Source organism: Rhodococcus sp. 06-1474-1B, from assembly GCF_002258885.1.
Taxonomy (GTDB): domain Bacteria; phylum Actinomycetota; class Actinomycetes; order Mycobacteriales; family Mycobacteriaceae; genus Rhodococcoides; species Rhodococcoides fascians.
Window position 1 is genome coordinate 29,788 of record NZ_NOYR01000024.1, and the last position, 25,275, is coordinate 55,062.

24 protein-coding genes are annotated in these 25,275 nt (G+C 64.4%); 11 read left to right on the forward strand and 13 right to left on the reverse strand.

Annotated elements, in window-relative coordinates:
* Nucleotides 1–82: 82 nt before the first annotated feature.
* Nucleotides 83–1,123, forward strand: coding sequence for a tryptophan--tRNA ligase (gene trpS / locus CH266_RS14435; RefSeq protein WP_094622613.1), 1,041 nt, complete (start codon nt 83–85; stop codon nt 1,121–1,123).
* An 86-nt stretch (nt 1,124–1,209) separates the two neighbouring features.
* A complete protein-coding gene (gene yhjD / locus CH266_RS14440) occupies nt 1,210–2,229 on the forward strand; it encodes an inner membrane protein YhjD (RefSeq protein ID WP_176457097.1) in 1,020 nt (339 codons plus the stop codon).
* 43 nt (nt 2,230–2,272) lie between these two features.
* Here the strand turns inward: yhjD and CH266_RS14445 are convergent, their stop codons facing one another.
* Complete coding sequence (locus CH266_RS14445) at nt 2,273–3,589, reverse strand: D-alanyl-D-alanine carboxypeptidase family protein (protein WP_094715561.1); 1,317 nt, start codon at nt 3,587–3,589, stop codon at nt 2,273–2,275.
* A 260-nt stretch (nt 3,590–3,849) separates the two neighbouring features.
* On the opposite strand from CH266_RS14445, the gene CH266_RS14450 reads away from it, so the two are divergent.
* The 4 genes from CH266_RS14450 (at nt 3,850) to CH266_RS14465 (ending at nt 7,983) form a co-directional block, all read left to right on the forward strand.
* A complete protein-coding gene (locus tag CH266_RS14450) occupies nt 3,850–4,800 on the forward strand; it encodes a substrate-binding domain-containing protein (protein WP_032367238.1) in 951 nt (316 codons plus the stop codon).
* A 27-nt stretch (nt 4,801–4,827) separates the two neighbouring features.
* On the forward strand, nt 4,828–5,886 hold the full coding sequence (locus CH266_RS14455) for an ABC transporter permease (RefSeq protein ID WP_032371016.1): 1,059 nt from the start codon (nt 4,828–4,830) through the stop codon (nt 5,884–5,886).
* Nucleotides 5,887–5,888: 2 nt separating this feature from the next.
* Nucleotides 5,889–6,692 carry an ATP-binding cassette domain-containing protein gene (locus tag CH266_RS14460; protein ID WP_094715562.1) on the forward strand — a complete coding sequence of 268 codons (804 nt, stop codon included), beginning with the start codon at nt 5,889–5,891 and terminating at the stop codon, nt 6,690–6,692.
* A gap of 85 nt (nt 6,693–6,777) precedes the next feature.
* The gene (locus CH266_RS14465; RefSeq protein ID WP_094642955.1) at nt 6,778–7,983 is read left to right on the forward strand and encodes an acyl-CoA dehydrogenase family protein; all 1,206 of its coding nucleotides are present in this window, start codon (nt 6,778–6,780) and stop codon (nt 7,981–7,983) included.
* A gap of 61 nt (nt 7,984–8,044) precedes the next feature.
* On the opposite strand, the gene CH266_RS14470 is transcribed toward CH266_RS14465, so the two are convergent.
* The 4 genes from CH266_RS14470 to sdhC are packed head-to-tail and all read right to left on the reverse strand — an operon-like array spanning nt 8,045 to nt 11,390.
* Complete coding sequence (locus CH266_RS14470) at nt 8,045–8,827, reverse strand: succinate dehydrogenase iron-sulfur subunit (protein ID WP_027496417.1); 783 nt, start codon at nt 8,825–8,827, stop codon at nt 8,045–8,047.
* Between the two features lies 1 nt (nt 8,828).
* Nucleotides 8,829–10,580, reverse strand: coding sequence for a succinate dehydrogenase flavoprotein subunit (sdhA, locus tag CH266_RS14475; RefSeq protein ID WP_027496418.1), 1,752 nt, complete (start codon nt 10,578–10,580; stop codon nt 8,829–8,831).
* A 16-nt stretch (nt 10,581–10,596) separates the two neighbouring features.
* Nucleotides 10,597–11,049, reverse strand: a complete 453-nt coding sequence (locus CH266_RS14480) for a succinate dehydrogenase hydrophobic membrane anchor subunit (RefSeq protein WP_027496419.1) — start codon at nt 11,047–11,049, stop codon at nt 10,597–10,599.
* Entirely contained in the window at nt 11,049–11,390 is a 342-nt protein-coding gene (sdhC, locus tag CH266_RS14485; protein ID WP_027496420.1) for a succinate dehydrogenase, cytochrome b556 subunit, read from the reverse strand. The genes CH266_RS14480 and sdhC overlap by 1 nt, the downstream gene beginning before the upstream one ends.
* Before the next feature lie 334 nt (nt 11,391–11,724).
* Here sdhC and CH266_RS14490 point away from each other — a divergent pair, with 334 nt between their 5' ends.
* Together CH266_RS14490 and CH266_RS14495 are read left to right on the forward strand one after the other, a co-directional pair.
* Nucleotides 11,725–12,138 (forward strand): cytidine deaminase, encoded by a 414-nt coding sequence (locus CH266_RS14490; protein WP_027496421.1) that lies wholly within the window; start codon nt 11,725–11,727, stop codon nt 12,136–12,138.
* Nucleotides 12,131–13,414, forward strand: coding sequence for a thymidine phosphorylase (locus CH266_RS14495; protein ID WP_094715563.1), 1,284 nt, complete (start codon nt 12,131–12,133; stop codon nt 13,412–13,414). The genes CH266_RS14490 and CH266_RS14495 overlap by 8 nt, the downstream gene beginning before the upstream one ends.
* A gap of 9 nt (nt 13,415–13,423) precedes the next feature.
* Here the strand turns inward: CH266_RS14495 and CH266_RS14500 are convergent, their stop codons facing one another.
* The gene (locus tag CH266_RS14500) at nt 13,424–14,791 is read right to left on the reverse strand and encodes an aspartate aminotransferase family protein (protein WP_094715564.1); all 1,368 of its coding nucleotides are present in this window, start codon (nt 14,789–14,791) and stop codon (nt 13,424–13,426) included.
* Nucleotides 14,788–15,252 carry an Lrp/AsnC family transcriptional regulator gene (locus CH266_RS14505; protein WP_027496424.1) on the reverse strand — a complete coding sequence of 155 codons (465 nt, stop codon included), beginning with the start codon at nt 15,250–15,252 and terminating at the stop codon, nt 14,788–14,790. Before CH266_RS14505 ends, CH266_RS14500 begins: the two co-directional genes overlap by 4 nt.
* A 142-nt stretch (nt 15,253–15,394) precedes the next feature.
* Between CH266_RS14505 and CH266_RS14510 the strand changes: the two genes are divergently transcribed.
* Both CH266_RS14510 and CH266_RS14515 read left to right on the forward strand, forming a co-directional pair.
* Nucleotides 15,395–16,897: a gamma-aminobutyraldehyde dehydrogenase gene (locus CH266_RS14510; protein ID WP_032387039.1), complete on the forward strand. Its 1,503-nt coding sequence runs from the start codon at nt 15,395–15,397 to the stop codon at nt 16,895–16,897.
* Nucleotides 16,894–18,315 carry an NAD(P)/FAD-dependent oxidoreductase gene (locus tag CH266_RS14515; protein WP_032393309.1) on the forward strand — a complete coding sequence of 474 codons (1,422 nt, stop codon included), beginning with the start codon at nt 16,894–16,896 and terminating at the stop codon, nt 18,313–18,315. The genes CH266_RS14510 and CH266_RS14515 overlap by 4 nt, the downstream gene beginning before the upstream one ends.
* 74 nt (nt 18,316–18,389) lie before the next feature.
* Here the strand turns inward: CH266_RS14515 and CH266_RS14520 are convergent, their stop codons facing one another.
* Together CH266_RS14520 and CH266_RS14525 are read right to left on the reverse strand one after the other, a co-directional pair.
* Entirely contained in the window at nt 18,390–19,244 is an 855-nt protein-coding gene (locus CH266_RS14520; RefSeq protein WP_094715565.1) for a universal stress protein, read from the reverse strand.
* A gap of 19 nt (nt 19,245–19,263) precedes the next feature.
* Nucleotides 19,264–20,766, reverse strand: coding sequence for an APC family permease (locus CH266_RS14525; RefSeq protein ID WP_094715566.1), 1,503 nt, complete (start codon nt 20,764–20,766; stop codon nt 19,264–19,266).
* A 244-nt stretch (nt 20,767–21,010) separates the two neighbouring features.
* Between CH266_RS14525 and CH266_RS14530 the strand changes: the two genes are divergently transcribed.
* Complete coding sequence (locus CH266_RS14530; protein ID WP_045841980.1) at nt 21,011–22,135, forward strand: adenosine deaminase; 1,125 nt, start codon at nt 21,011–21,013, stop codon at nt 22,133–22,135.
* A 30-nt stretch (nt 22,136–22,165) separates the two neighbouring features.
* Here CH266_RS14530 and CH266_RS14535 read toward each other — a convergent pair whose 3' ends face one another.
* Genes CH266_RS14535 through CH266_RS14545 form a run of 4 tightly spaced genes read right to left on the reverse strand, consistent with a single transcriptional unit; the run spans nt 22,166 to nt 25,275 of the window.
* Nucleotides 22,166–23,446, reverse strand: a complete 1,281-nt coding sequence (locus CH266_RS14535; RefSeq protein WP_176457098.1) for a primosomal protein — start codon at nt 23,444–23,446, stop codon at nt 22,166–22,168.
* Between the two features lie 15 nt (nt 23,447–23,461).
* Nucleotides 23,462–23,776: a YbaB/EbfC family nucleoid-associated protein gene (locus CH266_RS25405; RefSeq protein WP_176457099.1), complete on the reverse strand. Its 315-nt coding sequence runs from the start codon at nt 23,774–23,776 to the stop codon at nt 23,462–23,464.
* Nucleotides 23,773–24,111, reverse strand: a complete 339-nt coding sequence (locus CH266_RS14540) for a hypothetical protein (protein ID WP_094715567.1) — start codon at nt 24,109–24,111, stop codon at nt 23,773–23,775. Before CH266_RS14540 ends, CH266_RS25405 begins: the two co-directional genes overlap by 4 nt.
* 42 nt (nt 24,112–24,153) lie before the next feature.
* Nucleotides 24,154–25,275 (reverse strand): C40 family peptidase, encoded by a 1,122-nt coding sequence (locus CH266_RS14545; RefSeq protein ID WP_057474270.1) that lies wholly within the window; start codon nt 25,273–25,275, stop codon nt 24,154–24,156.

Consider the following 25,275-nt stretch of genomic DNA (forward strand, 5'->3'; position numbering starts at 1 on the left):
GTGGTGAGGAGCGGAGCCTGCGGAGTGACCGGTGTGGCAAGGCAATCGGTACGGGTCGGGGACGGCGTGAAAAGATTGCCGCATGTCTTCTCCTGACTCGATCGACACGTCGCAGGGTCCGCGTCGTCGGGTGCTTTCGGGCATCCAACCGACGGCGGATTCGTTCCATCTCGGTAACTACCTGGGTGCTGTGCGGAACTGGGTGGAGTTGCAGGAGGAGTTCGATGCGTTCTACTTCGTTCCCGATCTCCATGCGATCACGGTTCCGCAGGACCCGAAGGAATTGCGCCGGCGCACCCGGATAGCGGCCGCACAACTGTTGGCGGTGGGTATCGATCCCGAGAAGTCGACGTTGTTCGTGCAGAGCCAGGTTCCCGAGCATGCGCAGTTGGCGTGGGTTCTCAACTGCATCACCGGGTTCGGCGAAGCCGGCCGGATGACGCAGTTCAAGGACAAGTCCGCCAAGCAGGGTCGCGATCACACCAGCGTCGGGTTGTTCACCTATCCCATTCTGCAGGCCGCGGACATCCTGCTGTACCGGCCGAATCTCGTTCCGGTGGGCGAGGATCAGCGTCAGCATCTGGAGTTGACTCGCGATCTGGCGCAGAGGTTCAACTCGCGGTTCAAGAAGACCTTCGTGGTTCCCGATGCACACATCATCAAGGGCACGGCCAAGATCTTCGACCTGCAGGATCCGACGGCGAAGATGAGCAAGTCGTCGTCGAATCCGGCGGGCATCGTCAACATCCTGGACGATCCGAAGGTGTCCGCGAAGAAGATTCGTTCGGCAGTGACGGACAACGAACGCGATATCGTCTTCGATCCGGAGAACAAGGCGGGCGTCAGCAATCTTCTGGTGATTCAGTCCGCTCTGTCCGGGAAGAGCATCGATGATCTGGTCGCCGGTTACGCAGGCAAGGGCTACGGCGAACTCAAGTCCGACACTGCCGACGTGCTGACCGAGTTCGTGGTTCCGCTGCGCGAACGAATGGACGGATTCATGTCCGACGTAGCCGAATTGGATCGCCTCCTCGCTGCCGGTGCGGATCGAGCCAGGGAGGTCGCGAGCAAAACGCTGGCTCAGGTGTACGACAGGGTGGGGTTCCTTCCTCCCGGCGCATAGCCCTGTCAGTACACGATATTCGCGCTACACGACATTTCGAGGACACGGCCCGAACAGCCGCCGACGACAGCGAAAAGGTGAGTGCCATGCCCGATTTCAAGGCCATGCTCGACGATCGGCGTGCTCGGTGGCCGTGGCTGGATCACACTGTTGTTGCCGCGCAGCGGTATCAGGGGCAGAAGGGCGATTACTACGCCGCGGGGATGACGTATTTCAGTGTGCTGGCGTTGTTTCCGCTGCTGATGGTTGCATTCGCCGTTGCCGGGTTCGTACTGGTGAATCAGCCCGAATGGCTTGCCGAGATTCAGTCGCAGATCGCCGAGAACGTCCCCGGTAGCTTCGGTGAGACGATCAGCTCGCTGATCGATACCGCGATCGAGTCCCGTACCGGTGTCGGTGTCATCGGCCTGCTCGGCGCGCTGTACGCGGGGCTCGGTTGGGTGGCCAATCTGCGTGAGGCCCTGACCGCGATGTGGGAAAGCCAGCACGAGGCGGGCGGATTCCTTGCGACCAAGGCCAAGGACCTCGCGGCTCTGCTCGGCCTGGGAGCAGCACTGGTGCTATCTCTCGGGCTGTCCGCGTTGGCCGGGGGCGGCGTCATGCGTGGCATTCTCGAATGGTTGAACCTCGATTCCGTTCCCGGCGTCGGAGTGGCGCTGCGGGTCTTCTCGATACTGCTCGCGCTTGCCGGAACGTGGGCGCTGTTCACCTGGGTGATCTCACGTCTGCCCCGCGAACCGGTGTCGTGGCGCAGTGCGGCCAAAGGTGCACTGTTGGCCGCAGTCGGGTTCGAGATCTTCAAGCAGCTCGGCGCGATCTACCTCGCGTCCGTCACGAGCGGGCCCGCCGGAGTCGTGTTCGGTCCCATCATCGGTCTGTTGGTGTTCGTGTTCACGACGTCGCGGTTGGTGCTGTTCTCGACTGCGTTTGCAGCCACCACTCGGGAGAGCCTTGCTGACGCTCATGTTCCGGCACCGAACCCCGCGGTGATCAACACCCGGGTCGAGGTGAGCGACGGCCCGGGTGTCAAGGGTGGTCTGGCCTTGGTGGGCGCGGGCGCTCTGGCCGCTCTGGGTATCGCTGGACTTCGCAATCGGCGACGCTGATCCGAGGCAACCTACTTGCGAATGTGAGAGGCGGCGGGGGAGTTCAGGGGCGGCGAGACAGTGTGCGTGCGCCCCACAGCAAACCGACCACGACCAGTGCACCGATGACCCCGATCGCGATGCGTACGACCGTGTCGCCCTGCGCCTGCAGATCGGATTGTCGGGTACCCGATTCGGCACTCGACGCCGAGGCAGGGGGTTGAGCAAGGGTCGGCACCGCGCCGGTCGCACGTGTACTCGTCACCGGCGACGTGGAATCCGGTTCGACCAGATCGCCGACGCTGCTGCTCGGGTCGAGGGCGAACCCGTAGTCGAGCAGCCGAGCCGCCTGTTCCCACGGCCGGATCGGTAGTACGTCACCCTTCATGAGCGTCACGACCAGACGGCGACCGTTGCGTTCGGCACCCGCCACGAAGGTCTGCCGGGCATCGTCGGTGTAGCCGGTCTTGCCGCCGAGAGCGCCCGGATAGTTGTAGAGCAGCTGGTTGTCGTTGGACAGCGTGAAACCGGGGCGGTCCTGGTCGTCGGGGATCGTGGGATCCTTCGGATAGCCAGGAAATTGCACGTTCTCGGTCGAAATCAGTTGCGCGAAGGTCGAATTGCGCATGGCCTCCCGGTAGAACAGTGCCAGGTCGTAGGCCGAGCTGGCCATGCCGGGCCCGTCCAGGCCGGAGGGGGTCGCGGTCCGTGTGTCGAGCGCGCCCAACTCTGCTGCCTTGGCATTCATCTTCTCGACGGTCGCGGCGTCACCTCCCAGCTGAGTCGACAAGGCATGCGCGGCATCGTTTCCCGACGCCATGACCAGGCCCTGCAACAGTTGCAGATTGGTGTAGACACCGTTCTTCCCGATGCCGACGGCGCTGCCTTCCGCGTCGGCGTCCTCGGCCGTTGCGGTGATCTGTTTGCCGAGGTCCAGCTCGTCCAGAGCGACGAGGGCGAGCAGTATTTTGATCGTGCTCGCCGGTCGGTGCCGACCGTGTGGATCCTTGGCGGCTACCACCGATCCGGAATCGAGGTCTGCCACCACGAACCCGGTTGCCGAGATGTCCGCGGGCAGTGGGGGCGCGCCGTCCGGCACGATCGCGCCGCACTCGGCCAGTCGGGATCCGCCCACCGGGTCCGCCGGGATCGGAACCGGTTGTGGCGCAGTGCTACCCGGAGCCGGAACTTCCGAGGAATCGATCGCCGGGGGCGGCGAGGCCGCGAACGGGCACGCGTCGGTGTTCGGCGTCGTGAACGGTGGCGTCGTCGATACGACGGGTGGCTCGACTGCCGGCTGCGCCGATGCCGGGCCGCCGCCGACGCCGGCGAGAGCGAGAGCTGTCGCCCACACGGCTACGAACTTTCGAGTCCTTTTCATCGCGAATTACCATAGGCGCTGCAGAGGTCACCGAGGCCGCGACCCACCGGGGAGCGGGCCGGTTCGAAGGCCCTGCCAAACTACGTCCATCGTCTGTGATCGGCATTACGTTGTACAGACAGTGATCCGCCGAGCTGTACTACCGACAGCTCGGTCGCCCGAGAGGAACCCGGATGACATTTCGACAGGCGGCCCGTACCGGCTCGCTCCGCTCGGTTCGACGCCGCGCCGGTGGGGCGGGTGTCGCGCTCGGGTTGGTGATGGTGCTGACGCTGACGGCCTGTTCGAGCACCGGTGGGGCTCCACGGTCCACCGACAACGGCAGCAATGCGGGAGTGGCGAACACGCCTGCGGCGACGGTAGCGATGATCACGCACGAGGTACCGGGCGACACCTTCTGGGATCTCATCCGAAAGGGAGCCGAGGCCGCAGCCGCCAAGGACAACATCGAGCTCCGCTACTCGGCCGATCCGGAGGCACCCAATCAAGCCAATCTCGTTCAGAGCGCGATCGACTCGAAGGTCGACGGCATCGCTCTGACACTGGCCAAGCCCGAGGCCATGGCTCCGGCTGTCGAGGCGGCAACCGCAGCGGGCATCCCGGTCGTCGCCTTCAATTCCGGCTACGACGCATGGAGCGCAATGGGGGTGCAGCAGTACTTCGGTCAGGACGAAACCATTGCGGGTAGGGCTGCCGGGGCGCGGCTCACCGAAGACGGTGCGCGAAAGACCTTGTGCATCATCCAGGAGCAGGGTGCAGTAGCGCTCGAAGCACGCTGCGCAGGAGTTCGACAGGGCTTCACCGGGGGCAGCACCGAAATTCTGAACGTCAACAGCAAGGACATGCCGTCGGTCGAGGCGACGATCACCGCGAAGCTCCAGCAGGACCCGAGCATCGATCACGTGGTAGCGCTCGCAGCCCCGATCGCACTGACCGCGGTGCAATCGAAGACCAATGCCGGTAGCGACGCCACCGTCGTCACGTTCGACACCAACGCGGCCCTCGTCGACGCGATCGAGTCAGGCGACGTCGCCTGGGCCATCGATCAGCAGCCCTATCTGCAGGGTTATCTCGCCATCGACTCCCTGTGGCTGTACCTCAACAACGGCAACACCATCGGCGGCGGCACCCCGGTGCTCACCGGCCCGGCCTTCGTCGACTCGACCAACATCGAGGCCATCGCCGAGTACGCCCGCAACGGAACTCGCTGAGCGTCGTCCGGACGCGGAAGGAACATCATGCCAACACAGGCCGACCCGGCTTCGGGAACGCACGCCGTGATCCTGGACGAGCGGGTGAAGAAACAGAAACCGTTGCAGCGCTTGCTGATCCGCCCAGAGATGGGTGCCCTGTTCGGTGCGATCGCCATCTTCGTCTTCTTCTGCATCGTCGCGCCGCCGTTTCGGTCTCCCGAAGCACTGGCGACCGTGCTGTACGCGTCGTCGACGATCGGAATCATGGCGATCGGTGTCGCGCTGCTGATGATCGGCGGCGAGTTCGACCTGTCCACCGGGGTCGCGGTCACGTTCTCCTCGATCATGGCCTCGATGCTCGCCTACAACCTGCATCTCAACGTGTGGACCGGAGCTGTGCTGGCGCTGGGCCTGGCATCGGCGGTCGGCTTCGTCAACGGGTATCTGGTGACGAAGACGAGAATTCCGTCGTTCCTGATCACGCTGGCGTCGTTCCTGATGCTCACCGGCATCAATCTGGCCGTCACCAAACTCGTCACCGGACAGGTTGCGACCCCGTCGATCTCGGACATGCAGGGCTTCGACTCGGCGAAAGCCGTGTTCTCCTCGTCGTTCTCGCTGTTCGGGGTCTCCATCCGCGTCACCGTCGTGTGGTGGGTCGTGTTCACACTCGTGGCCACGTGGGTGCTGATGAGAACTCGCATCGGTAACTGGATCTTCGCCGTCGGCGGCGATCAGGAATCGGCCAGGGCAGTCGGTGTTCCGGTCACCAAGGTCAAGATCGGCCTTTTCGTGTTCGTGGGGTTCTGCGCGTGGTTCGTCGGGATGCACCTGCTGTTCGCGTTCGACACCGTGCAGTCCGGCCAAGGCGTCGGCAACGAATTCCTCTACATCATCGCGGCAGTCATCGGAGGGTGTCTGCTCACGGGTGGGTACGGCACCGCCGTCGGAGCCTTCATCGGTGCGTTCATCTTCGGAATGACCAACCAGGGCATCGTGTATGCCGGATGGAATCCCGACTGGTTCAAGTTCTTTCTCGGCGCGATGCTTCTCTTCGCCGTGATCGCCAACAACTCCTTCCGTAACTACGCGGCGAAAAGGTGAGCATGACTACCTCCTCGGATCAGCCCGTCGAGTCGCCGTCGGCGCCGCTCATCGAGCTGAAGAACGTCGGTAAGAACTACGGCAACATCGTTGCGCTGCACGGAATCGACCTACGCGTCGGCGCCGGTGAGGTCACCGGAGTTCTCGGTGACAACGGCGCGGGCAAGTCCACGTTGATCAAGATCATGGCGGGCCTGCACAAGCAGTCCGAGGGGGAGCTGTTCGTCGACGGCACACCGAGGACGTTCGACTCGCCGAGGGATGCTCTCGACCTGGGTATCGCGACGGTCTACCAGGATCTTGCCGTGGTCGCGCTGATGCCGGTGTGGCGCAACTTCTTTCTCGGCCAGGAGCTCACGAAGGGCAGATTCTTCAAGACTCTGGACACGAACGCCATGCGCGCGACGACCATCGAAGAGCTGCGCAAGATGGGCATCGATCTGCCCGACGTCGATGCCCCCATCGGGGCGCTGTCCGGCGGTCAGCGGCAATGCGTGGCAATTGCGCGCGCGATCTTCTTCGGAGCCCGTGTGTTGATTCTCGACGAGCCGACCGCGGCGCTGGGAGTCAAACAATCCGGGATGGTGCTGCGCTACATCTCCGCCGCCAAAGAGCAGGGACTGGGCGTCGTGTTCATCACCCACAATCCTCACCACGCATACCTGGTGGGCGATCATTTCGTCCTGCTCGACCGCGGCCGCCAGAAATTGGACTGCACCTACGACGACATCTCGCTCGACGAGCTCACGACCGAAATGGCCGGGGGCCAGGAGCTCGCAACCCTCACCCACGAACTCGGTCGCTGACGACCCGCGATGGGTGAGACAGGGGCGCGGCGGGTAGAAGAGCAGTAGTGGTGCCCGAGCGCGGCACCGGACGAAGGAGTCGACCATGAGCAAGCACGAGCCCCTCGGGCCACTGTCGCCGGACTTCCTCGAATCGGATTTCTACGGGTATCAGGGCTTGCTCGACGAGGCCGAAGTCGACGTGGTGCTGCGTACCCGCCGGTTCCTCCAGGAGCAGGTTGCGCCGCGAGCCAACGAGTTCTGGGAGAAGGCCGTGTCACCGGTACACCTGATGCCGGCCATCGCCGAACTCGAAATCGCGGGTCTGGGATACACCTTTGACGACCGCAAGGCCTCCCGCAAACTACTCACCGGCTGGCTCGAGATGGAATTCGCGCGGGTCGACCCATCGACGGGAACGATGTTCAGCGTGCACAGTTCGCTGGCCATGAGCAGTATCTCGATTCTGGGGTCCGAAGAACAGCGCGAGCGGTGGTTGCCCGCCATGCGCCGAATGGAGACGATCGGCGCGTTCGGACTCTCCGAACCGCACGGCGGATCGGACGTCGCCGGCGGGTTGGAGACCACGGCTCGCCTCGATGGAGACCATTGGATTCTCAACGGAAGCAAGCGATGGATCGGTAATGCGACCTTCGCGGACCTGACGATCGTCTTCGCCAAGGACGAGGCGGACGGCGAGGTCAAGGGCTTCGTGGTCGAGAAGGAATTCGAGGGGTTCCGGGCAGAGAAGATCGAGGGGAAGTACTCGCTTCGCGCAGTGGAGAACGCCGACGTCCATCTCGAGAACTGCCGCGTCCCGGTCGCCAACAAGCTGGCCGAGGCCAACTCGTTCGCCGACACCGCCAAGGTGCTGCGGCTGACCCGCGGAGGAGTGGCGTTCCAAGCCGTCGGCGTCATGATGGGCGCGTACGAGCGAGCCGTCGCCTACGCGCGCGAACGGGAGCAGTTCGGGTCTCCGATCGCCTCGTTCCAGCTCATTGCCGATCTCATCGCGCGGATGACGGCGAACATCACCGCGTCTCTGGGGATGGCCGTTCGCGTCGCACAACTGCAGGGCAACGGAGTTCATCACGACGAGCATGCGGCGCTCGCGAAGACGTTCTGCACGACGCGTCTGCGCGAGGTGGTCGGATGGGCCCGAGAGATCATGGGCGGCAACGGAATTCTCATCGAGCACGAGGTCATCAGGTTCTTCTCCGATGCCGAGGCGTTGTACTCGTACGAGGGCACCGCTCAGATCAACAATCTCATCGTCGGTCGCGGCGTGACGGGCTACAGCGCGTTCGTGTGACGGACAGACGAAAGCGCCCCTTCGCGTCTGCGAAGGGGCGCTTTCGTCGTAGCCGTGGAGATCAGCGAGCGAACAGCAGTGCGCGCTTGACTTCCTGGATGGCCTTGGTCACCTGGATGCCACGAGGGCATGCGTCGGTGCAGTTGAACGTGGTGCGGCAGCGCCACACACCCTCGACGTCGTTGAGGATGTCCAGACGCTCGGTGGCACCCTCGTCACGGCTGTCGAAGATGAACCGGTGCGCGTTGACGATGGCCGCCGGACCGAAGTAGCTTCCGTCGCTCCAGAACACCGGGCACGAGGTGGTGCAGCACGCACACAGGATGCACTTGGTGGTGTCGTCGAAACGGGCGCGGTCCGCAGCCGACTGAATGCGCTCGCGGGTCGGCTCGTTGCCCGTCGTCATGAGGAACGGCTTCACGGCGCGGAACGCGTCGAAGAAGGGCTCCATGTTGACGATGAGATCCTTCTCCACCGGCAAGCCACGGATGGGCTCGATGGTGATGTTGAGGGTCTTCGACGAATCCTTCGGCAGCATGTCGCGCATCAGCACCTTGCAGGCGAGACGGTTGACGCCGTTGATGCGCATCGCGTCACTGCCACAGACGCCGTGGGCGCACGAGCGACGGAACGTCAGAGTTCCGTCGAGGTAGCCCTTGACGTAGTGCAGCAGGTTCAGCAGGCGGTCGGTGGGCAGCGTGGGGACCTGGAAGGTGTCCCAGTACTGGCCGTCGCCGCTCTCGGGGTTGAAACGAGCGATCTTGAGCGTGACCATGACCGCGCCGTCGGGCACGGGAGGCAGATCGTTCTGTTCGGACTTCTTGTCCAGTGTGGGTGCGCTCATGTCAGTACTTCCGCTCCATCGGCTCGTAGCGGGTCTGGATTACCGGCTTGTAGTCCAGGCGGATCTCGGTGAGCAAACCTTCGCCCTCCTTGTAGGCCATGGTGTGCTTCATGTACTCGGCGTCGTTGCGATCGGGGAAGTCCTCGCGAGCGTGTCCGCCGCGCGATTCCTTGCGATTGAGCGCTCCGACGACGGTCACCTCGGCCATCTCGAGCAGGAAGCCGAGTTCGATGGCTTCGAGCAGGTCGCTGTTGTAGCGCTTGCCCTTGTCCGCGACGGTGATGTGGTTGTAGCGCTCCTTGAGGGCACGCACATCCTTCAGCGCCGTCTCGAGGCGTTCCTGCGTGCGGAAGACCGACGCGTTGTTGTCCATCGATTGCTGCATCTCGGAACGGATGTCGGCCACCCGCTCGTGACCGTGGTCGGACAGGATCAGCTCGAGCCAGTCCTGCACCATCTTCGCCGGCTCCTCGGGGAGCGGGGTGAAGTCCACCGAGTTGGCGTACTCGGCCGCGGCGATGCCCGCACGACGACCGAAGACGTTGATGTCGAGCAGCGAGTTGGTTCCCAGACGGTTCGCGCCGTGCACCGACACACAGGCGCACTCACCTGCCGCGTACAGGCCGGGGACGATGTCCTCGTTGTTGCGCAGCACCTCACCGCGAATCTTGGTGGGGATACCGCCCATGACGTAGTGACAGGTCGGGTAGACCGGCACCGGCTCCTTGACGGGGTCGACACCGAGGTAGGTGCGCGAGAACTCCATGATGTCGGGGAGCTTCTCGTCGAGAACTTCCTCGGGAATGTGGGTGACGTCGATGTAGACGTAGTCCTTGTTGGGACCACCGCCGCGTCCCTCGAGAACCTCGAGCACCATCGACCGCGCCACGATGTCGCGCGGAGCGAGGTCCTTGATGGTCGGGGCGTACCGCTCCATGAAGCGTTCACCCGACTCGTTGCGCAGAATGCCGCCTTCGCCGCGGACGGCCTCGGAGATGAGGATGCCAAGGCCTGCGAGGCCGGTCGGATGGAACTGGTGGAACTCCATGTCCTCCAAGGGAAGTCCCTTGCGGAACACGATGCTCATGCCGTCGCCGGTCAGAGTGTGCGCGTTGGAGGTCGTCTTGTAGATACGTCCCGAGCCGCCGGTCGCGAAGATGATCGACTTGGCGTGGAAGATGTGCAGTTCGCCGGTGGCGAGTTCGTAGGCGATGATGCCGGTGGCAACCGGCCCGTCGTCCGTCTCGGTCAGGCAGAGATCGAGCGCGTAGAACTCGTTGTAGAACTCGACGTCGTGCTTGACGCAGTTCTGGTAGAGCGTCTGCAGAATCATGTGACCGGTGCGGTCGGCTGCGTAGCACGCGCGACGAACGGGTGCCTTGCCGTGGTCACGGGTGTGGCCGCCGAAGCGTCGCTGATCGATCTTTCCTTCGGGTGTCCGGTTGAACGGAAGACCCATCTTCTCGAGGTCGAGGACGGCGTCGATGGCCTCCTTGGCCATGATCTCCACCGCGTCCTGGTCGGCGAGGTAGTCGCCGCCCTTGACGGTGTCGAACGTGTGCCACTCCCAGTTGTCTTCCTCCACGTTGGCCAGTGCGGCACACATGCCGCCCTGAGCTGCTCCGGTGTGGGAGCGGGTGGGGTAGAGCTTGGTCAATACGGCTGTCCGAGCACGGGGTCCGGCTTCGATCGCAGCACGCATTCCGGCACCGCCTGCGCCGACGATCAGTACGTCGTAACGATGTTCCTGCATGTAAGCGTCAGTGTCCTTAGCTCGCCGAGATGTTGGGATCGAAGGTGAAGATGACGTAGGTGCCGACGCCCATGATGAGGATCATCGACAGCACCAGCAAGGTCGTCAGCCAGAATCGCGTCGAGTCCTTGCGGGAGTAGTCGGCGATGATGGTGCGCAGACCGTTGCCGCCGTGCAGCTGTGCCAGCCACAGCATCGTCAGATCCCAGAACTGCCAGAACGGGCTGGCCCAACGGCCGGCGACGAAGGCGAAGTTGATGCGGTGCACGCCGTCGTCGAGCATCAGCATGATGAACATGTGGCCCAGGACCAGCACGACGAGTGCCAGGCCGGAGAACCGCATGAACAGCCACGCGTAGAGCTCGAAGTTGCCCTTGCTCTGACGCCGCGGCGAACGCGGGTTGGCCAGGCTGGCCGGACGGTCGTAGTTCGTGCCGAGGACCTTCGCCTCGGGACCCTGCGTCGACATCAGTGACCACCCGCCGTGAACATGTTGTAGAAGATTCGTCCCGCGCCCGGGATCATGACGACGAGCCAGACGACTGCGATGACCCAGAGCATCAGCTTCTGGTACTGCGGTCCCTTGGCCCAGAAGTCGATCAGCATGACTCGGATGCCGTTCAACGCGTGGTACAGCACTGCCGCGACGAGGCCGAGTTCCATGAGTCCGACGAGCGGGGTCTTGTAGGTTTCGATGATGGCGTCGTACGTCTCGGGATTGACCCGAACCATCGCCGTGTCGAGAACGTGGACGAACAAGAAGAAGAACGTCAACACGCCTGTGATGCGGTGCAGAACCCAGGACCACATTCCCGGGTCCCCGCGGTACAGAGACCGCTTGCGCTCCTTGACCGGAGCGGCTTCCGTCGTGCTACTCATCGAGTGCAATGCCTCCAACGTCGTTGGTGGACGCGTCGAGCCCGGTGGCCGGGCTTAACCTGGCTCGATTTGTCGCGATTCGGCCCTAGTGCTGGTTGTACTAGCCGCTTGATAGAAACTGTAAACCCATTCGAAACACGGAACTAATTCGACTCGAGGTTCGTACGGTGCCGAAATCCCGTGTTAGGTTTGCCTTCCCAATTCATTCGGGCGGTTTCGGGTAGATCTCTGCATCAATTCAGACAGCGTGATTGGATGGGTGACCATGAACGAAATCGACTGGAATGCGTTGCGCGACAATGCCCATGGGGCCATGAGGCATGCATACGCCCCGTACTCCAATTTTCCGGTGGGCGCGGCAGCTCTGGTGGACGACAATCGCATTGTCACCGGGTGCAATGTGGAAAATGTCTCATACGGTTTGGGCCTGTGCGCCGAGTGCGGGTTGGTGTCGAACCTGCACTCGACCGGCGGGGGCAGGCTCGTTGCCTTTTCCTGTTGCGATTCCCGACGCGAGATCCTCATGCCGTGCGGGCGGTGCAGGCAGTTGCTGTACGAGTTCGGCGGCGCGGATCTGCTCGTCGATACCGCCACCGGGCCGCGTCGGCTGGCAGAGTTGCTCCCGGACGCATTCGGCCCCGACAACCTCGACGAAGGACGCGTGAACAACCATGCCTGACGCCGTATCGATCATCAGCGCCAAACGCGACGGACGCGTTCTCGACGACGAGCAGATCGAGTGGGTGATCGCCGAGTTCACCCGCGGAAGCGTCGCGCCGGAACAGATGTCGGCGTTGGCGATGGCAATTCTGCTGCGCGGATTGTCGCGCCGGGAGTTGAGTACGTGGACGAACGCCATGATCGCGTCGGGCACGCGAATGGACTTCTCCGCGTTGCCGCTCCCTACCGTGGACAAGCACTCGACCGGTGGCGTCGGAGACAAGATCACGCTGCCGCTCGCACCCTTGGTCGCTGCGTGCGGAGCGGCGGTGCCGCAACTGTCGGGCCGCGGGCTGGGACATACCGGGGGCACTTTGGACAAGCTCGAGTCCATCCCCGGATGGCGAGCTGATCTCAGCGGCGACGAGATGCACCGGATTCTTGCCGACCCGGCCGTGGGCGCGGTGGTCTGCGCGGCAGGCGCAGATCTGGCTCCGGCCGACAAGAAGCTCTACGCCCTGCGCGACGTCACCGGAACCGTCGAGTCGATTCCGTTGATCGCCAGTTCGATCATGAGCAAGAAGATTGCCGAGGGCACGGGCGCGTTGGTGCTCGACGTGAAGGTCGGGGCGGGCGCGTTCATGAAGAACGTCGACGATGCACGCGAAGTGGCAACGGCGATGGTCGAACTCGGAACGGATGCGGGCGTACGGACCCTGGCGGTGCTGACGGCGATGGACACACCGCTCGGCCTCACCGCGGGCAACGCGCTCGAAGTGCAGGAGTCGGTGGAGGTACTGGCCGGCGGCGGGCCGGCGGACATCGTGGAGCTGACGATCACGCTGGCACGCACGATGCTCGCCGCGGCCGGGATCGAGGGCATCGATCCGGCCGACAAGCTTGCCGACGGGTCCGCCATGGACCGGTGGCGCACGATGATCGCCGCGCAGGGCGGCGACCCCGACGCCGCGCTGCCCGTCGCCCGTGAGAGCCAGGAATTCACTGCGACGCAGGACGGCGTCGTCACCGGCTTGGATGCGATGGGAGTCGGCCTCGCGGCGTGGCGGCTCGGTGCGGGCCGGGAGCGGCAGGGCGAGCCGGTACAGAGCGCAGCCGGGGTGCGTTTGCATGCCAAGCCGGGCGATCGGGTTCGCGCCGGGGATCGGCTCGCAACCCTGTACACCGACACCCCGGAGAAGTTCGACTACGCGCAGCAGGCCCTCGAGGGCAGTTGGGAGATCGGCACCACCGCCGCGCAGCCGACCCCCCTCGTCATCGACCGTATCGGGCAGTAGCACCGGCGATCAGATCAGGTTGCCCGCCTCGGTCAGCACGCTGCGCAGAATCTGTTCCATCTCGTCGAACTCCTTCTGCCCGCAGATCAGTGGCGGAGCCAGCTGTACCACCGGGTCGCCGCGATCGTCGGCCCGGCAGTACAGCCCGGCGTCGAACAAGGCGGTGGACAGGAACCCGCGGAGGATGCGTTCTGCTTCGGCGTCGCTGAACGTTTCCTTCGTGGCCTTGTCCTTCACCAACTCGATGCCGTAGAAGTACCCCTCGCCGCGCACATCGCCGACGATGGGCAGATCGTGCAGTTTTTCGAGCGTCGCGCGGAACGCGGGTGCGTTGTCCGCAACGTGGGCGTTGAGCCCCTCGCGTTCGAAGATGTCGAGATTGGCCATCGCGACGGCTGCGGAGACGGGGTGCCCGCCGAAGGTGTAGCCGTGGGCGAAGCTCGACGTGCCGTCGTCGAACGGCTCGAAGAGCTTGTCGGAGGCGATCATCGCGCCGATGGGGGAGTAGCCCGAGGTCATTCCCTTGGCGCAGGTGATGATGTCGGGCACGTAGCCGAAGTCGTTGCAGGCGAACATCGATCCGATGCGCCCGAACGCGCAGATGACCTCGTCCGAGACCAACAGGACGTCGTAGCGATCGCAGATCTCGCGGACCCGCTCGAAGTATCCGGGTGGAGGAGGGAAGCAGCCACCCGCATTCTGGACCGGTTCGAGGAACACCGCGGCCACCGAGTCGGGGCCCTCGAATTCGATGGCCTCGGCGATGCGGTCGGCCGCCCAGATTCCGAACGCCTTGGGATCGGTGTCCATGGGGGCCGCAGCCCGATAGATATTGGTGTTCGGCACCCGAAATGCGCCCGGGGTCAACGGTTCGAACGGTTCCTTGAGTGCCGGGATACCGGTGATGGCCAGAGCGCCCTGCGGGGTGCCGTGGTACGCGATGGCACGCGAGATCACCTTGTGCTTACCTGGTTTGCCGACCTTCTTGAAATACTGCTTGGCCAGCTTCCATGCGCTCTCGACTGCTTCGCCACCGCCGGTGGTGAAGAAAACACGATTGAGGTCCCGAGGGGCGTATCCGGCGAGCCGTTCGGCGAGTTCGATGGCAGGCTCGGTGACATACGACCACAGTGGGAAGAACGCCAATTCCTTGGCCTGCTTCGCTGCGGCCTCGGCCAGTTCTTCGCGGCCGTGCCCCACCTGCACCACGAAGAGGCCCGACAGTCCGTCGATGTAGCTCTTGCCGTTCGAGTCCCAGATGGTCGAACCCTCACCGCGGGTGATGATCGGGGGAACGACCCCGCCGCCGTGACGGGTGAAGTGGCCCCACAGATGCTTGGCCGCGGAGGCGTCGAGTTCGGATGTGGATCGCGTCATCGTGTTCCCCAATTGTATTGCTGCTTGACGAGTTTCAGATAGACCAGGGTTTCGGTACTGGTGACCGCGTCGAGGCTGCGGATCTGCTTGTTGAGAATCCGTAGTAGTTGTTCGTCGTCCTCGCACACCACTTCGACAACGATGTCGAAGGAGCCTGCCGTGAGGACCACGTAGTCGATCGCGTCGATCGCCGAGAGTTGCTCGGCCAGTGCATGACTGTCCCCGGTGCACTTGATGCCGATCATGGCCTGCCGCTTGAATCCGACCTGTACCGGATCGGTGACGGCGACGATCTGCATGACGCCGGAGTCCGTCAGGCGTTGAACACGTTGCCGCACGGCAGCTTCCGACAACCCGACGGCTTTGCCGATCGCGGCGTAGGAGCGTCGCCCGTCCTCCTGAAGTTGTTCGATAATCGCCTTGGAGACGTCGTCGAGTGCGATGGGTGACTGATCCGGCATCGGTCGATCTTGTCACCGACACCGCCGCCGACACAAGCGATAGGCGATGAAATTCGCAATAAATATCTGTGTCGACGACAGAATCGGTTGTTGCGGGATCGGAAACCGGGCGAATCCGTGGATCGGTCGGTATCGTGCAGTCATGGCGAACATTCCTGGTTGTTGGATCGACGGACGCGCAGTGGACGGCAGCGGCGACCGCTGCGGCGTCGAGAACCCGGCGACCGGAACTGTGGTGTCCGAGTTCGGTCTCGCCACGGCAGCGGACGTCGAAGCGGCTCTCGTTCGAGCGCGCTCGGCGCTACCGCAGTGGGCCACCGCAACGCCGGCCCAGCGCGGCGCGGTGCTTGCCGACTTGGCGCGATCGGTGGCGGCCGACGCCGAATTCGCCACCGAAGAGGTGGCCCAGACCGGTAAAACCGTGCGTCTGGCAACGGAGTTCGACGTTCCGGGCAGTGTCGACAACATCGAGTTCTTCGCCGGAGCTGCCCGACATCTGGACGGCAAGGCAGCGGCCGAGTACTCGGGCGAACACACCTCGGCCATCCGACGCGACCCGGTCGGCGTGGTCGGATCGATCACGCCGTGGAACTATCCGCTGCAGATGGCCGTCTGGAAGGCGATCCCGGCGTTGGCGGCCGGGTGTTCCATCGTGCTCAAGCCCAGTGAACTCACGCCTCTGACCACGCTGCGTCTGGCGCGTCTCGCCTCGGAGGCCGGCCTGCCCGACGGGGTGTTCAACGTGGTCACCGGAACCGGAGCGGAGGCCGGAGTCGCGTTGTCCTCGCATGCGGGCCTGGACCTGATGACTTTCACCGGTTCCACTCCCGTCGGGAGGCAGGTGATGTCGCAGGCAGCCGTGCACGGCACCCGGGTGCAGCTCGAACTCGGCGGCAAGGCCCCCTTCGTGGTGTTCGACGATGCCGACCTCGAGGCTGCGATTCACGGTGCCGTCGCCGGTTCGTTGATCAACGGCGGACAGGACTGTACGGCAGCCACCCGCGCCATCGTCGCGGACTCGCTGTACGACGATTTCGTCGCCGGAGTTGCCGAGGTGATGGAACGCGTCGTCATGGGAGATCCGACGGATCCGGCGACCGACATGGGATCGCTGATCTCGATCGCGCATCGGGATCGGGTTGCGGCCATGGTGGATCGGGCTCGCGATACCGGAGCGAGGATCGTCACCGGAGGCCGTGTCCCGGACGGTAGGGGTGCTTTCTACCCTCCGACGTTGATCGCCGATGTGGGTGAGCAGGACGAGATCTACCGCGACGAGGTGTTCGGACCGGTGCTCACGGTGTCGCGGCACTACGGCGACGACGATGCGATTCGGCGGGCCAACGACACCGCGTTCGGACTGGCGGCCTCGGCGTGGACCCGCGACGTGTACCGCGCGGGCCGAGCGTCGCGGGAGATCGCCGCCGGTTGTGTGTGGATCAACGACCACATCCCGATCATCAGCGAGATGCCGCACGGCGGATTCGGAGCCTCGGGGTTCGGCAAGGACATGTCGAGCTACTCGCTCGACGAGTACCTCACCGTCAAACACGTGATGACCGACATCACCGGTGTGGCCCGAAAGTCCTGGCATCGCACCGTTTTCGCCAGCGCAGGACCCGAGGATCAGGAGCTACGACGATGAGCGCATCCTGGGCTACCGAACCCACCGATCGCGGCGTGGCGATGGTTCTCGGAGCAGCGCCGCAGCCCTTCTGGCTCGACCGACCGGAACGACCGACGCCCAGGCCGCGGCACTCCGGTTCGACGTCTGCGGATCTGGTGATCGTCGGCGGCGGGTTCACCGGATTGTGGGCGGCTCTGCAGGCGGCAGAGGAGAACCCCGACAGATCGATCGTGTTGCTCGAAGGCGACCGCATTGCCGAGGGCGCCACCGGACGCAACGGCGGCTTCTGCGCGGCCAGCCTGACGCACGGACTGGGCAACGGACTCGACCGGTATGCCGACGAACTACCCGAGTTGCTGCGGATGGGAACCGAGACGCTCGACGCGATCTGCGCGACTGCGAAGAAGTACGGAATCGACGCCGACATCGAACGCACCGGCGAGCTCGACATCGCCAATTTCGACTGGCAGGTCGACGACCTCCGTGAGCTCGGCGACGAGGGGAGACGACTGTCGCAACCGATGGAATACCTCGACGCCGCTGCAGTGAGAGCCAAAATCACCTCACCGATGGCGCGCGGTGCCCTGTTCGACCCCGACGTCGCGATGATCGATCCTGCCAAATTGGCCTGGGGCCTGGCCGACGCGGCGGAGTCGCTCGGCGTACGCATCCACGAGAACACTCGTGCCTTGTCGATCGACAAGTCCGGCAACGGTATTCGGGTGAAGACGGGCTACGGCACCATCGAGGCAGCCAAGGTTCTGCTGGCCACCTCGGCATCGAAATCGTTACGCCGCAAGCTCCGTCACTGGATAGTCCCGGTGTGGGACTACGTGATCATGACCGAACCGCTGACGTCTGCGCAGCTCGCCGCAATCGGCTGGTCCGGCCGCGAAGGATTGGCCGACTCCGGCAATCGATTCCACTATTTCCGGTTGACGGCGGACGATCGCATCCTGTTCGGTGGGTGGGACGCGCACTACTTCTACGGTAGCGACACCGACCCACGTCGAACCCAACATCCAGAAGAGTTCGCGTTGCTCGCCGAACATCTGCTGCAGATGTTCCCAGCCCTCGAGGGAATCCGTGCCACCCACGCGTGGGGCGGATCGATCGACACGTGCTCGCGGTTCAGTGCCTTCTGGGATCTGGGTATGAACGGGCGAGTGGCGTCGGTGGCCGGGTTCACCGGCCTCGGCGTCGGCGCGTCGCACTTCGGGGCCCGCACGGCACTGGATCTGCTCGACGGACGCGATACCGAACGAACGCGCCTGAAAATGGTGCGTACCAAGCCGTTGCCGTTTCCACCCGAGCCCCTCAAGTCGATCGGGATCAACATCACTCGTGCGCAATTCGCTCGTGCAGACCGCAACGAGGGACGGCGGGGATTGTGGCTGAAGGGAATGGACGCGTTGGGTCTGGGCTTCGACAGTTAGAGCGGCTGCGCCGCACGTGAGTGGAAACTCGGGCTCTGCTACGTGTGCTGTCTTGATACATGCGGCGAAGCCGCTCACTCGTGCGGAACGACGACCACCGGCACCGGGGCAGCACGCAGAATCTTGGCAGCACTCGAGCCCAGGAACACCCGCTTGGGGGTCGCCAGTCGACTCGAGCCGAGCAACAACACATCGCCCGGCTTCCACTCGAGGTTGCCCACGGCCTCGTCCAGTGTCGACCCGTCGGCCACCACGGATTCCAGGCCCTCGATGCCGGGGAGCGTGCGGGCCGCGAGTTCCAGATTCTCCTGTGCGGCAGCGACTTGCCGGCGACGCGTGTCCAGTGAAGTCTCGTCGCTCGGGGTTCCGGTCGATTCCAGAGAGACCAGCGAGACCAATCGAAGAGGCACGTGCGCAGCGCTGGCGAGAGTGAAAGCGAACGGCAACGGGTTCGGGGCGGATGACCGGGTTGGGACGGCGACGGTGAGATCGGTGATCGGTGCGCTGGAGAGCCGGTAACCCCGAGGGGCAAGTGCCAACGGAACTTCCGAGGCGTGCAGAAGCTGACCGGCGACCGAGCCGATCGAATGTCGGTTCAGCAGGCCGTCACTGGCACCGCCGACAACGATCATGTCGGCATCGGAGTTCACGGCGAAGTCGATCAGGGCGCGGGCGAACGACTCGTGGCCGATCACGTGCGTGGTCACCTCGATATCCGACGGGACCTGGGCGGCCGCGTCGTCCACCCAGCCCCTCGCCTTGGCCTCGAGGATCTTTCGATACGGTCCGCTGCCTTCCATGACAGGTTCGTCGACGGCCATCACCAGCACGATGTCGATGGACGCGTCGAGGGCGCGGGCGAGGGCGGTGGCCAGGGCTACGCCGTCGTCGCCGCTGGGGGTGGCGAGGTAGCCGACGGTGATCTTCATGAGTTTCGGTCCTTCTCTTCTAGTAAGTGTCCGGAACCTTGACTTCGGTGGACGCGGTGAGTGTCTTGCCCTGGAAGAAATCCTTGTTACCCACGAAGCAGAGCAGCATCAGTGGGATTCCGAGTACCAGCATGCCGACACCGAGGACGAACACTCCGCCGATCGGACCGTAGACGGTGTAACCGTAGTCGGGCTTGATCATGTCGACTGCGCTCTGCACGAACGCCCACGTCATGGACAGCCCGCCGAGAAGTGGAAAGATGCCGCGCATGAACAGGTTTCGGGCGGACGAGAACAGTGTCCGACGGAAGTACCAGGTGCACGCGTAGGCGGTGATGCCGTAGTAGAACGCGACCGCGAGCCCGAGCGATGCCACCGAATCCTGCAGCGCGTTGGCGCTGACGAAGGTGAGCACAAGGTAGAACATCAGGGCTGCGGCACCCATCACGAGCGTGCCGAAGCCGGGCGTCATGTACTTGGGGTGCACACTGGCGAACCGCTTGGGGATTGCCTCGTACACAGCCATCGACAGTGTTCCGCGGGCCGTGGGCAGGATGGTCGTCTGTGTAGAGGACAGCGCCGAGATGGACACCGTCAACAGCAGCAGCGACGCGACGATCGAGCCGGCGACCGGATCGCCGAGAATGGTGAGCACATCGTCGACGTTGTCCGGGTTGTTCAGACCGATACCCGTGTCTCCGAACCCGGCGAACGACTGCACGGCGTATCCGACGAGCACGTAGGTCGCGACGAGAATCAACGTCGTGATCACTGCGGCTCGTCCCGGCGTCTTCTCCGAGTCCTTCGTTTCCTCGCCGACGGCAAGGCAGGCATCCCATCCCCAGTAGATGAAGATGCACAGGATGATGGCCTGGGCCGCGTCGGACATCGTCACCCCGGTGGGCGCCAACCAGCTCCATTGCGGCGTGATGGCCTGCGGACCGGCCGTACCTGTCCCCACCTTGACCAGTGCCGTCACCGACACTCCGATGAGTACGCCGAACTGAACGACCAGCAACACGTTCTGCATGCGTTCGCTGATGAGGATGCCGCGAAAACTGACGTAGGTCATCGCGACGATGAAGAACGAACCGAGGGCGACCTTGGCCGCGGTCGACTCCGCCAAGTCCGACAGGCCGAGGAACTCGAACAGGTAGATGGCTGCGATCTCGGCGACGTTGGCCAGCACGATGATCGCCGAGACGGCCAACCCCCACCCGGCCATCCAACCGACCCAGGGCCCGAAGGCTTTGGTGCCCCAGGTGAACGACGTCCCGCAGTCCGGTGTGTCGCGCCCGAGCTCGCGGTAGGCGAAGGCGGTGAGCAGCATCGGAACGAAGGCGATGAGAAACATCGACGGTGCTTTGTCGCCGACGGCCAGAACGACGTAGCCGAGGGTGGCGGCGAGACTGTAGGCCGGGGCCACCGCCGACAGTCCGATGACGATGTTGCCGACCAACCCGAGCGCGCCGGTGTTGAGTCCCTTGCCCGGAATGGTGTTGGGCGGTTCCGCAATCGACATAGGTCTCTCCGAGGTTCGAGTCGACCGAGGCGTCGGAAGGGGACCCGACAGAATCGGTCGCGTGTGATGGATGAACACTACGATTTCCGTCGCCGATTCGCTGTGTATCGACGGAATAGTTTTCATCGGAGTAACAATGCAACGAAATAGGTCGCGGAAGCGGCGGACGTCGGGGGAATCCGCGGACTCGCCGAGTGGCGATGACAGGCGCGCGTCCGCGCACGACGCGCGCTACCGTCGACACATGAGCACCGCGGAGAACACTCAGTCCTCGATCGGTGGCAGTGCGCCACTCGATCTCGCGTCCATCAGGTCGGCTCCGAAGGCGTTACTCCACGACCACCTCGACGGCGGACTCCGACCGCAGACCGTGCTCGAACTGGCCGACGAATGCGGATACGACGGGTTACCCGCGACCGACGGTGCCGCTCTGGGGGAGTGGTTCCGCGACGCAGCGGACAGTGGATCGCTCGAGCGCTACCTCGAGACCTTCGCGCACACCGTGGCCGTCATGCAAACCCCCGAGGGGTTGTTCAGGGTGGCGCGCGAATGCGCCGAGGATCTGGCCGACGACGGCGTCGTGTACGCCGAGGTGCGCTTCGCGCCGGAACAGCACCTCGAACGCGGGCTGACCCTCGACGAGGTCGTCACCCACACCCTCGCCGGTTTCGAGGCGGGCATCTCCGCAGCCAAGGTGCGGGGCAAGAACATCACCATAGGCACCCTGCTGACGGCCATGCGGCACGCCGCACGTTCACGAGAGATCGCGGAACTGACGGTGCGTTTCCGTGACCGCGGGGTGGTGGGCTTCGACATCGCCGGGGCCGAGGCGGGCTTCCCTCCCAGCCGCCATCTCGACGCCTTCGAATATATGCGAGCCAGCAACGCGCACTTCACCATTCACGCAGGCGAAGCGTTCGGTCTGCCGTCGATCCAGGAGGCAGTGGCGTTCTGCGGGACCGACCGGCTCGGACACGGAGTGCGGATCACCGACGACATCACCACGAACTCCGACGGCACGCCGTCACTCGGTCTGTTGGCCGCGTACGTCCGCGACACCAGGATGCCTCTGGAGTTGTGCCCCAGTTCCAACGTGCAGACCGGTGCCGTCGAATCGTTGGCGACGCACCCCTTCGATCTGCTCGCACGACTGCGGTTTCGCGTCACCGTGAACACCGACAACCGATTGATGAGCGACACCTCGATGAGCCGAGAAATGGTCAAACTGGTGGATACGTTCGGCTACGGGTGGAGTGACCTCGAGCGATTCACCATCAATGCGATGAAGTCCGCATTCCTGCCGTTCGACGAGCGATTGGCGTTGATCGACGACGTCATCAAACCCGGCTACGCGGTGCTGATCGGCTGACGAGCGGGCGCGTGGCCGGGCGAGAACGCCCTACTTCTTGCGGAGACGGCTCTCGAACTCTCGCTCGAGGGCGCGCCAGGCCTCGGCCTCGACGTCGAACGGTGCGCTCGGGGCCAGCCGATCGGGACTGGGCTCGAGGGTGTACGAGACGTACCAGCCCAACGGTGTGGACGTGGCGAGGGCCTCGTCCACCGAGCTGTCCCCGGCGAAATCGGCTGCATCGGTGAACAATTCGACGGCAAGATCGAGCTGGTCGACGTCCACTGCGGTGGGCCCGTCGGCAAGGTCGTCGGCGAGTCCGGGCAGTACGTAGACGTTGTCGTCGGTGATCGTGATGTCCAGTGAGCCGTCGATCGCGGCGGTCTGAACATCGGAGTAGGTGCTGACCTGCGCCAGGTCGTGATCGTGATCGTCGGCGAGATAGCGAGCCAGCGAGCGCTCGGACCCGAACACGCTGATGGCGCCACCGCGGCCGAGGAAGACGGGCTTGTCGCCGAGGTAGCACCGCAGGGTGTACAGCGTGTCGTCGGACGTGATGATGCGAATGGGATCGATACCGACGGTGGTCCAGAACGTCTCCTCCGCCGCGGCAGCGGCGATGGGATCTCGGTCGACGTCGTCCTCGTCGCTCTCTGCGTCGTCGTCGGACTCTTCGTCCTCGGTGTCGTCGTCGATGTCGTCCGTTGCGTCGTCTGCATCGACGGCGTTCTCTGCAGCCGCGGTGATCTCCGCGTCGGCGACGGCGACGGCGGCGCTGTCGACGTCGGGGGAGGTCACGATGGAATCGACTGCGTCGAGGACTTCGTCCCAATGCTTCGCCACTGCTGCGCCGATGCGGTCCCACAGCTCGGCACCTTCACGGCCGAGAAAGTTCTCGACGCCACCGGCCACCGCTCCGACGAACGGATTGGTTCCGAAAAAGCTTGTGACGGGCCGTAGTTCGCAGACATCACCGATGGACGAGACGATGTCGAAGGTGGCCTGCAGTTCGGCGAGAACGTCGGCTTCGGGGTCTGCAGCCACCAGCTCGGGCACTGCGACGAGGTCGAACCGATGCAGCTCGTCGGGCTCGAGTTCGTAGGCCGCGAGAGCGGACACCACCGGCCACGACGGGTGGTCGACGAGGTCGTTGTCGTCGTCGGATCGGACGAATGCGGCGAGCTCGGCAACCGTGGCGAATCCGTAGAGATCTTCCTCGTGTCCGAGGAATGCCTCCCATTCGTCGTCGCCTTCTCGCCACTCCGGTGCCCACAGAGTCGAGAAGTCACCGGCGGTCAGACCGAGTTCGATCGGGATGATGTCTCCAGCCATGGCGCGAAGCCTATCTCAGGAGTCTGTGAACGAAGCCTGCAGACTTTGCAGGATGGTCTCGCGCAGGTCCAACGCTGCGGACGCCGCCTCGGCAGCTGTGAGAACGATGGTCGACGCGAGTTCGCGGGCGGTCACCGATCCGAGATCCTCCGCGAGATCGAGGCCGACCATGGCCCCGGTTCCGTCCGCGACGACGGTCACGAGCCCGTTGGGCGAGGCCACTCGAATCCTGATGTGGTCGACGCGCTCCTGTGTCTCACGCAATCCGTCGAGCCGGCATCGGGCGTTGTCGATCACGGTGTCGAGATCGGTGGGGTGAGAGTGGGTCATACCGGTCGCAACCAACTCGTGGGTGCCGGTTCCTGGGCCAGATCGTCGTTCGCGTCGGCGGCCGTTCGGGCGTCGGTCGGCAGACCCAGGCGATCGAGGATGTCGGCGGGAACCCCGTCCTCGGCCAACCGGATTCGGCGCTGCGCCTGAGCGGTTGCGGTCGCCCGCGTGCACCGATCCAGGATTGTCGACGCCAATGCTGTTCCCCCGTAACGTAGTTCACGTTCGTCGATAGCGATTGCGATCGGCACTCCATGCTCGGTGGCGCGAACGGATACCGAGCCGGATCGAGTTGCCGATACCGCGCTGACGACGGTGGTGTTCGCGTCCGTCATCGACTTCCTCTCATTCGGTCTGCCTCTCGTTCGGTCCGACCGTTATTGGGTCGGGCGGTAGAAGCCCTTGAATGCCATGTCGCTGTTGGTCGTTCTGATCGGTCCTACCTGCACCGGGTCTCCCGCCTCGACGAGCTGGCCGTTGCCGATGACCATCGCTACGTGGCCGTCCCACACCGCGAGATCGCCGGGCTGTACGTCACCGGCCGCCACCGATGTGCCGATGTCCTGTTCCTGCGCCAGCCGGGGGATGTCGACGCCCTGCTGTGCGTACGCCCATTGGGTCAACCCACTGCAGTCCAGTCCGGTGCCCGGCGTCGTACCGCCCCAGGCGTAGGGGACGCCCTGCTGCGTCAACGCGCTGCGAACGGCACCTGCGGCTTCGGCGTTGGGGGCGGTGACGGTGCTCCCGTCGGGCAATCGCACCTCTACTCCTCGGCCGGCGTCCCCGGCGCGGGGTGAATCCATCGCCGAATTGCCCAAGAAGTGCTGTGCTCCACCGGCTCCGGGGGAGTCCGGCGTGCCGCCGGTTTGTGAGAGCGACTGCGCGAACGTCTTCGCCAGCTTCTCCCCGGTCTCGATCACCTGAGCCGTTGCGGGTGAGGTCATCAGGTTCGAGGGCGAGCCCGGCACCGCTGCCGGGCCGGAGTCGATGGGTGCGGGGACCGCGGGTGGGGAGGCCAGCTCGCCGGCTGTCGCAGCGTGCACGGCCAGTTCGGCGCGCACACGCGCGACCACCGCCAGAGCGCGCTCGAGGTGCTCGATCGCGGCCGAGATCAGCATCGTCTGCCCCATCGGGGTGGCGATGATCGGTCCTGCGGAAAGGGCGATGCCCACGAACGACTGCACTATTGCCTGTAGTTCGACGAAACCCTGCTCGGTATCCCGACATGCCCGATCGACGACGGCGGCGATATCGTCCGCGTGATCGGCAAGGGCCAGAGCACTCGCATGAGCGTTCTCGGCGTACCGAAGTGCTGCGTCCGCGGCGTCGCCGTTCCAGTTCGAAGCAAGTTCGGTGATCGCGATGCGGCCGATTCCCTGGGCGGCCTCGATCGCAGCCGACGACAGTCGCAACACGTCCGCGGGGCCTCCGGAGGGAACGGTACCGCCGCCGAAGGCACCGAGTAGCTCGACGATGGGGCGAGAGAGTAGATCGATCAT

What these genes read in the sequence shown, in the direction of transcription:
- CH266_RS14465 (WP_094642955.1), top strand. Translation starts at nt 6,778, where the DNA reads ATGAGCAAGCACGAGCCCCTCGGGCCACTGTCGCCGGACTTCCTCGAA.
- CH266_RS14510 (WP_032387039.1), top strand. Translation starts at nt 15,395, where the DNA reads ATGGCGAACATTCCTGGTTGTTGGATCGACGGACGCGCAGTGGACGGC.
- CH266_RS25405 (WP_176457099.1), bottom strand. Translation starts at nt 23,776, where the DNA reads ATGACCCACTCTCACCCCACCGATCTCGACACCGTGATCGACAACGCC.
- CH266_RS14520 (WP_094715565.1), bottom strand. Translation starts at nt 19,244, where the DNA reads ATGAAGATCACCGTCGGCTACCTCGCCACCCCCAGCGGCGACGACGGC.
- yhjD (WP_176457097.1), top strand. Translation starts at nt 1,210, where the DNA reads ATGCCCGATTTCAAGGCCATGCTCGACGATCGGCGTGCTCGGTGGCCG.
- CH266_RS14495 (WP_094715563.1), top strand. Translation starts at nt 12,131, where the DNA reads ATGCCTGACGCCGTATCGATCATCAGCGCCAAACGCGACGGACGCGTT.
- CH266_RS14490 (WP_027496421.1), top strand. Translation starts at nt 11,725, where the DNA reads ATGAACGAAATCGACTGGAATGCGTTGCGCGACAATGCCCATGGGGCC.
- sdhC (WP_027496420.1), bottom strand. Translation starts at nt 11,390, where the DNA reads ATGTGGTCCTGGGTTCTGCACCGCATCACAGGCGTGTTGACGTTCTTC.
- CH266_RS14525 (WP_094715566.1), bottom strand. Translation starts at nt 20,766, where the DNA reads ATGTCGATTGCGGAACCGCCCAACACCATTCCGGGCAAGGGACTCAAC.
- CH266_RS14460 (WP_094715562.1), top strand. Translation starts at nt 5,889, where the DNA reads ATGACTACCTCCTCGGATCAGCCCGTCGAGTCGCCGTCGGCGCCGCTC.
- CH266_RS14450 (WP_032367238.1), top strand. Translation starts at nt 3,850, where the DNA reads ATGGTGCTGACGCTGACGGCCTGTTCGAGCACCGGTGGGGCTCCACGG.
- CH266_RS14480 (WP_027496419.1), bottom strand. Translation starts at nt 11,049, where the DNA reads ATGTCGACGCAGGGTCCCGAGGCGAAGGTCCTCGGCACGAACTACGAC.
- CH266_RS14505 (WP_027496424.1), bottom strand. Translation starts at nt 15,252, where the DNA reads ATGCCGGATCAGTCACCCATCGCACTCGACGACGTCTCCAAGGCGATT.
- CH266_RS14530 (WP_045841980.1), top strand. Translation starts at nt 21,011, where the DNA reads ATGAGCACCGCGGAGAACACTCAGTCCTCGATCGGTGGCAGTGCGCCA.
- CH266_RS14535 (WP_176457098.1), bottom strand. Translation starts at nt 23,446, where the DNA reads ATGGCTGGAGACATCATCCCGATCGAACTCGGTCTGACCGCCGGTGAC.
- CH266_RS14470 (WP_027496417.1), bottom strand. Translation starts at nt 8,827, where the DNA reads ATGAGCGCACCCACACTGGACAAGAAGTCCGAACAGAACGATCTGCCT.
- trpS (WP_094622613.1), top strand. Translation starts at nt 83, where the DNA reads ATGTCTTCTCCTGACTCGATCGACACGTCGCAGGGTCCGCGTCGTCGG.
- CH266_RS14445 (WP_094715561.1), bottom strand. Translation starts at nt 3,589, where the DNA reads ATGAAAAGGACTCGAAAGTTCGTAGCCGTGTGGGCGACAGCTCTCGCT.
- CH266_RS14545 (WP_057474270.1), bottom strand. Translation starts at nt 25,275, where the DNA reads ATGATCGATCTACTCTCTCGCCCCATCGTCGAGCTACTCGGTGCCTTC.
- CH266_RS14540 (WP_094715567.1), bottom strand. Translation starts at nt 24,111, where the DNA reads ATGACGGACGCGAACACCACCGTCGTCAGCGCGGTATCGGCAACTCGA.
- CH266_RS14515 (WP_032393309.1), top strand. Translation starts at nt 16,894, where the DNA reads ATGAGCGCATCCTGGGCTACCGAACCCACCGATCGCGGCGTGGCGATG.
- sdhA (WP_027496418.1), bottom strand. Translation starts at nt 10,580, where the DNA reads ATGCAGGAACATCGTTACGACGTACTGATCGTCGGCGCAGGCGGTGCC.
- CH266_RS14500 (WP_094715564.1), bottom strand. Translation starts at nt 14,791, where the DNA reads ATGACGCGATCCACATCCGAACTCGACGCCTCCGCGGCCAAGCATCTG.
- CH266_RS14455 (WP_032371016.1), top strand. Translation starts at nt 4,828, where the DNA reads ATGCCAACACAGGCCGACCCGGCTTCGGGAACGCACGCCGTGATCCTG.